Annotated in this window: 4 protein-coding genes; all 4 read right to left on the reverse strand. The window is 62.0% G+C overall.

The window, feature by feature from the left end; translation table 11 throughout:
- Positions 1-279: 279 nt before the first annotated feature.
- The 4 genes from urtD to urtA all read right to left on the reverse strand — a co-directional run bounded on the left by urtD (position 280) and on the right by urtA (position 5,338).
- On the reverse strand, positions 280-1,155 hold the full coding sequence (urtD, locus tag AWB76_RS38230; protein WP_061165266.1) for an urea ABC transporter ATP-binding protein UrtD: 876 nt from the start codon (positions 1,153-1,155) through the stop codon (positions 280-282).
- Positions 1,152-2,345 carry an urea ABC transporter permease subunit UrtC gene (urtC, locus tag AWB76_RS38235; RefSeq protein WP_061165267.1) on the reverse strand — a complete coding sequence of 398 codons (1,194 nt, stop codon included), beginning with the start codon at positions 2,343-2,345 and terminating at the stop codon, positions 1,152-1,154. The genes urtD and urtC overlap by 4 nt, the downstream gene beginning before the upstream one ends.
- A gap of 3 nt (positions 2,346-2,348) precedes the next feature.
- On the reverse strand, positions 2,349-3,953 hold the full coding sequence (urtB, locus tag AWB76_RS38240) for an urea ABC transporter permease subunit UrtB (protein WP_061165268.1): 1,605 nt from the start codon (positions 3,951-3,953) through the stop codon (positions 2,349-2,351).
- Between the two features lie 77 nt (positions 3,954-4,030).
- Positions 4,031-5,338 (reverse strand): urea ABC transporter substrate-binding protein, encoded by a 1,308-nt coding sequence (gene urtA, locus AWB76_RS38245; RefSeq protein ID WP_061165269.1) that lies wholly within the window; start codon positions 5,336-5,338, stop codon positions 4,031-4,033.
- Between the last annotated feature and the right edge of the window lie 428 nt (positions 5,339-5,766).

Genomic DNA, 5,766 nt, shown 5'->3' on the forward strand with positions numbered 1-5,766 from the left:
CGGAACTCTTTCGTGCTGAACCAGCGTCCTAAAAAGACTAGCTAGTCAGACCGTGCGCGATCCAAGCCCGGTTAGTCGTCCGAGGGCACTCTTCAGGCGAGTGCCGCCTGGGACGAGAGAACTACCCAAATTGCGTGTGACCGCGGGCCTGAGAAGCTGCTTTCTTTGGTTACTTTCTTTGCAGCAGCAAAGAAAGTGACTGCCGCCCCGCACAGGGGCAGCGCGAATAGACCGACACGAAGCCAAGCTTCCACGACACCCACCGCAAAGAAAAAAGCCTCACCGCCCAAGGTAAGACTCAATAACGGCCTCGTCCCGTTTGACGTCATCGAGCGTCCCTTCGGCAAGAACACGCCCTTCGGCCATGACAGTAACCTTCCCACTGACCCCGGCGAGCGCCGCAACAAACTCCATATCATGCTCGACGACCATCATCGAACACGACCCGCGCAGCTTGTTGAGCAACTCGGCGAGTTCCATCGTTTCATGATCGGTCATCCCGGCGGCCGGCTCATCGAGCAGGAGAAGGGCAGGCTGCTGCATCAACAACATGCCGATTTCGAGCCGCTGCTTCTGTCCATGCGACAGCTCACCCGCAAGCCGCGTCGCCTGATGCTGAAGGCGAATCAGCTCCAGCGTCTCCTCGATGCGAGCCTGCGCCGCGCCATCCAGCCGCGCCCGCAACGATGCGAACCAGCGCTTGTCCGTCTTCATCGCGAGTTCGAGGTTCTCCCACACAGGATGATTCTCGAACACAGTCGGCTTCTGAAACTTGCGCCCGATGCCCGTGCGCGCGATCACCGGCTCCGACATACGCGTGAGATCCAGCGTCTGCCCGAGAAACACCTTGCCGTCATCGGGGCGCGTTTTGCCGGTGATGACGTCCATCATCGTCGTCTTGCCCGCGCCGTTCGGGCCGATCACGCAACGCAGCTCGCCGACGTCGATCGAAAGCGTCAGCTTGTTCAGCGCGCGAAAGCCATCGAAGCTCACGGTCACGTCTTCGAGATAGAGAATCGTGCCGTGCGAAATATCGATCTCGCCGGGCGCGAGAACATGCCCGAGCCCCGAAATCACGTTGATGTTCTTGTGACTCGATTCCGGCAACGGCGGAATGGGCGGCAAATCGACGATCAATGCATTGTGTGCAGTCATTCCGCTGCGTCTCCTTGAGCCTTCTTGCGGCGCGCGAGATCGATGAGTCCCATGATGCCGTTCGGCAAAAGCAAGGGCACGAGCGTGAAGATGAGGCCGAGGAAGAAGAGCCAGTACTCCGCGAAATACGCCGTGAAAAAGCTCTTCGCGCCATTCACGGCGAATGCGCCGACGATCGGTCCGATCAACGTGCCGCGTCCGCCGACCGCAACCCAGATCGCCATTTCGATCGAGTTCGCAGGCGACATCTCGCTCGGATTGATGATGCCGACCTGCGGCACATACAGCGCGCCCGCGATGCCGCACAGCACCGCCGACACCGTCCAGATGAAGAGCTTGTACGCAAGCGGGCTGTAGCCGAGGAACATCAGACGCGCTTCGCCGTCGCGCACGCCGGTGACGACGCGCCCGAGCTTCGACGTGACGATCCAGCGCGCCGCGAGAAACGCGAGCACGAGCACCGCGAACGTGATGAGAAAGAGCGCGGTGCGCGTGCCCGGATGCGTGATCGGAAAACCGGCGATGCGCTTGAAGTCGGTGAAGCCGTTGTTGCCGCCGAAGCCCGTTTCGTTTCGGTAGAAGAGCAGCATCGCGGCGAAGGTCATCGCCTGCGTGATGATCGACAGATACACGCCCTTCACGCGCGAACGGAACGTGAAGAAGCCGAACACCCACGCGAGCACGCCGGGCACGAGCACGACCAGCAACAGCGCATACCAGAGATGCCCCGTGCCTTCCCAGTACCACGGCAGCTTGTGCCAGTCGAGAAACACCATGAAGTCGGGCAGATCGCTCTGATACGTGCCTTCGCGGCCGATCGAGCGCATCAGGTACATGCCCATCGCATAGCCGCCGAGCGCGAAGAACAGCGCATGGCCGAGACTCAGGATGCCGCAGTAGCCCCACACGAGATCGAGCGCGAGCGCGCCGATCGCGTAGCACATGAGCTTGCCGACGAGCGTCATCGCGTAAGCCGACAGATGGAACGTGCTCGTCTCCGGCAGCACGAGCGCGCTGATCGGCACGAAGATGCCCATCGCGATGACGAGCGCGATCAACGCGATCCAGCCGTTCTTCGGCAGCAGCGCGGCGCGCGGCGGAAGGCCGAGCGCGAAGCCCGCGCGCGCGGCGGCGGGATCGGGTTGCGGCGCGACGTCTAGATTCGTGCCGATATTGGTCGAGGCGGTCATGACTCAGGCCTCCGCGCTGCGGCCCTTCAAGGCAAACATGCCCTGCGGACGCTTCTGGATGAACAACACGATGAGCACGAGCACCGCGATCTTCGCGAGCACCGCGCCCCAGAACGGCTCGACCGCCTTGCTGACGAGCCCGAGCCCGAAGCCGCCGATCACCGTGCCCGCAAGCTGACCGACGCCGCCGAGCACCACCGCCATGAACGAATCGATGATGTAGCTCTGGCCGAGATCCGGCCCGACGTTGCCGATCTGCGAGAGCGCGCAGCCGCCGAGTCCCGCGATGCCCGCGCCGAACGCGAACGCATACGAGTCGACGCGCGCGGTCTTCACGCCGACGCACGCGGCCATGCGGCGGTTCTGCGTCACCGCGCGCACGAAGAGGCCGAGACGCGTTTTCGTGAGCACGCCCCACGCGATCGCGACGACGGCGAGCGAGAACGCGAGGATCGTCAGACGGTTGTACGGCAGGATGAGGTTCTGCATCACGGAGACGCCGCCGCTCATCCACGATGGATTCGTCACCTGCACGTTCTGCGCGCCGAAGAGCGTGCGCGTCGCCTGAATCAGGATCAGGCTGACGCCGAAGGTCGTCAACAGCGTTTCGAGCGGACGTCCGTAGAGATGCTTCAGCACGAGCCTTTCCAGCACGATGCCGACCAACGCTGCCGCGATGAACGACGCGGGCACGGCAAAGAGCGGATACCAGTTGAACGCGGCCGGCGCGTAATGCTGCACGAGGTTCTGCACGACATAAGTCGCATAGGCGCCGATCATCAGAAACTCGCCGTGCGCCATGTTGATGACGCCGATCAGCCCATACGTGATCGCAAGCCCGAGCGCCGCGAGCAGCAGCACGCTGCCGAGCGAAAGGCCCGCGAAGATCGTGCCGAAGATTTCGCTGCGGCGCTGGATCGAATCGAGTGCGTAGATGCCTTCCTGCGCCGCATTGCGCACGCGTTCGTCGGGCTCGTTGAAGGTGCCATCGGCTTTCTTCGCGACGATCGGGCGCAGCAGTTCGTACATGTCGAGGTCGTGGCGCGCGGCGACGAGTTGCGCGGCTTCGAGGCGCTTGTTGACATCGGGATCGTGGAGCGCGGTCATCGCCCAGAGCGTGTCGAGGCGTTTCTTCAGTTCGGAGTCCTTTTCGATGGCGCGTGCGCGGTCGATCATCGGCTTCATCGATGCGTCCGGGTTCTTAAGCAATGCGGCGATCGCTTCGCGGCGCTTGTCGATATCGGTCGATGCGAGTTGCAGGCCCGACAACGCGCCCGCGACTTTCGTGCGCAGAAGGTTGTTCAGCGTGATGGGCTGCGCATCGGGTGCTTCGGCGGTCTTGCCCGTGACCGGGTCCTTGTTGCCATCGTCGGTCTGGATGTAGACGTGGCCGTTATCGGTGGCGACGAGCGAGCCCTCGGACAACGCGCCGAGCACGGCGATGGAAGGCGCATCGGCATTGGCGATGAGTTTGTCGATGGCGGCGGATTTGGCTTCGAAGTCGTCGCCGGCGAGCGGGGCGAGATCGTCGGTGGTGAGCGCGTGCGCCGCGAGCGACGTCATCGCGAAGATGAGCGCAAGCAGCGCGCGCTTGAAGGAGCCGGTCATAGTGGCCTTTCTGTTGGAACTCAACAGGCCGCGCGCATCAATGAAACGCGCGGCCTCGCTGCGTGTCGCGTCACGCGTTACGCGACACGCACGCGCTGGCGGCGCAGGAATGCGGGAATCGAGCTGACGACATCCGGCTTGCCTTCGTTGCCCGCGATATACGGGCTCCACGGCTGCGCGCGCACCGCGGTCTTCGTCTTCCACACGACGTTGAACTGACCGTCGCCGCGAATTTCGCCGATCATCACCGGCTTGTGCAGATGATGGTTGCCGTCCATCGTCAGCGTGAAGCCCGACGGCGCGGGGAAGGTCTGGCCGATCATCGCGGTGCGCACCTTGTCGACATCGGCGCTCTTCGCTTTCTCGACGGCCTGCTTCCACATGTGGATGCCGACGAAAGTGGCTTCCATCGGATCATTGGTCACGCGCTTGTCGCCGCCCGGCAGGTTCTGCGCCTTCGCGTAGGCGAAGAACTCCTTCTCGAACTTCGAGTTGTTCGGGTTCTTGACCGACATGAAGTAGTTCCATGCGGCGAGATGGCCGACGAGCGGCTTCGTATCGATGCCGCGCAGCTCTTCCTCACCGACCGAGAACGCGACGACGGGCACGTCGGTCGCTTTCAGGCCCTGGTTGCCGAGTTCCTTGTAGAACGGTACGTTCGAATCGCCGTTGATCGTAGAGATGACAGTCGTCTTTCCCCCTTGGGAAAAGGTCTTGATGTTCGCGACGATGGTTTGATAGTCGCTATGTCCGAACGGTGTGTAGACCTCCTGAATGTCTGCATCTTTCACGCCCTTGGAGTGAAGGAACGCGCGCAGGATCTTGTTGGTCGTGCGCGGGTACACGTAGTCGGTGCCGAGCAGGAAGAAGCGCTTGGCGCTGCCGCCTTCCGGTCCCATCAGATATTCGACGGCGGGGATCGCCTGCTGATTGGGCGCTGCACCCGTATAGAACACGTTGCGCGACATCTCTTCGCCTTCGTATTGCACGGGGTAGAAGAGCAGGCCGTTGAGTTCCTCGAACACGGGCAGCACCGACTTGCGCGACACGGAGGTCCAGCAGCCGAACACGACTGCGCACTTGTCTTGCGTGAGAAGCTGACGCGCCTTCTCGGCGAAGAGCGGCCAGTTCGAGGCCGGATCGACGACGACGGGCTGAATCTGCCGGCCCATGACGCCGCCGTTCTTGTTGATATCGGCGATGGTCATGAGCGCCGTGTCTTTCAGCGATGTCTCGGAGATGGCCATCGTGCCGGACAGCGAATGCAGGATGCCGACCTTGATCGGACCGGTATCGGCGGCTTGGGCTTTCGTGATCGGAAGCTGGCCCGCGAGGGCGAGCGCGCCCGACATGGAGCCGAACTTCAGCAGACTGCGTCGTTTCATGATGAGTGTTCCCCTTGCCGATGTGTTTGTTTGAGCAATGCTCGGATCGTTCTGCAAGGGTTATGCCAATTGGGGTGAATTGCCCGAGTGGCGCGGGTCTTACGCTGGTTTGGGGAAGGTTTTACTCGATTTTTTGCGCGGCGCGCGGCGGGGTTTTGGTGCATGGCGCCGGAGTGTGCATCGTTGCGGTGCGTGGGGGTTTTGGTTTTGGTTCGGTTTTGGGGTTTGATTTTTTTTGAGTTGTCGCCGGATCCCGGTTTCTTTGTGGTCTATTGGCACTGCCCCTGTGCGGGGCGGCAGTCACTTTCTTTGCTGCTGCAAAGAAAGTAACCAAAGAAAGCAGCTCGATACGCCCGCGGTCACACGCACGTTGGGTAGTTCTCTCGTCCTCGATGGCACTCGCCTAAAGAGTGCCCTCATCACAATCA

The sequence above is a fragment of the Caballeronia temeraria genome (assembly GCF_001544795.2).
Lineage (GTDB): Bacteria > Pseudomonadota > Gammaproteobacteria > Burkholderiales > Burkholderiaceae > Caballeronia > Caballeronia temeraria.

Coding starts and splice junctions, on each gene's coding strand:
- urtD (WP_061165266.1), bottom strand. CDS start 1,155: ATGACTGCACACAATGCATTGATCGTCGATTTGCCGCCCATTCCGCCG.
- urtC (WP_061165267.1), bottom strand. CDS start 2,345: ATGACCGCCTCGACCAATATCGGCACGAATCTAGACGTCGCGCCGCAA.
- urtB (WP_061165268.1), bottom strand. CDS start 3,953: ATGACCGGCTCCTTCAAGCGCGCGCTGCTTGCGCTCATCTTCGCGATG.
- urtA (WP_061165269.1), bottom strand. CDS start 5,338: ATGAAACGACGCAGTCTGCTGAAGTTCGGCTCCATGTCGGGCGCGCTC.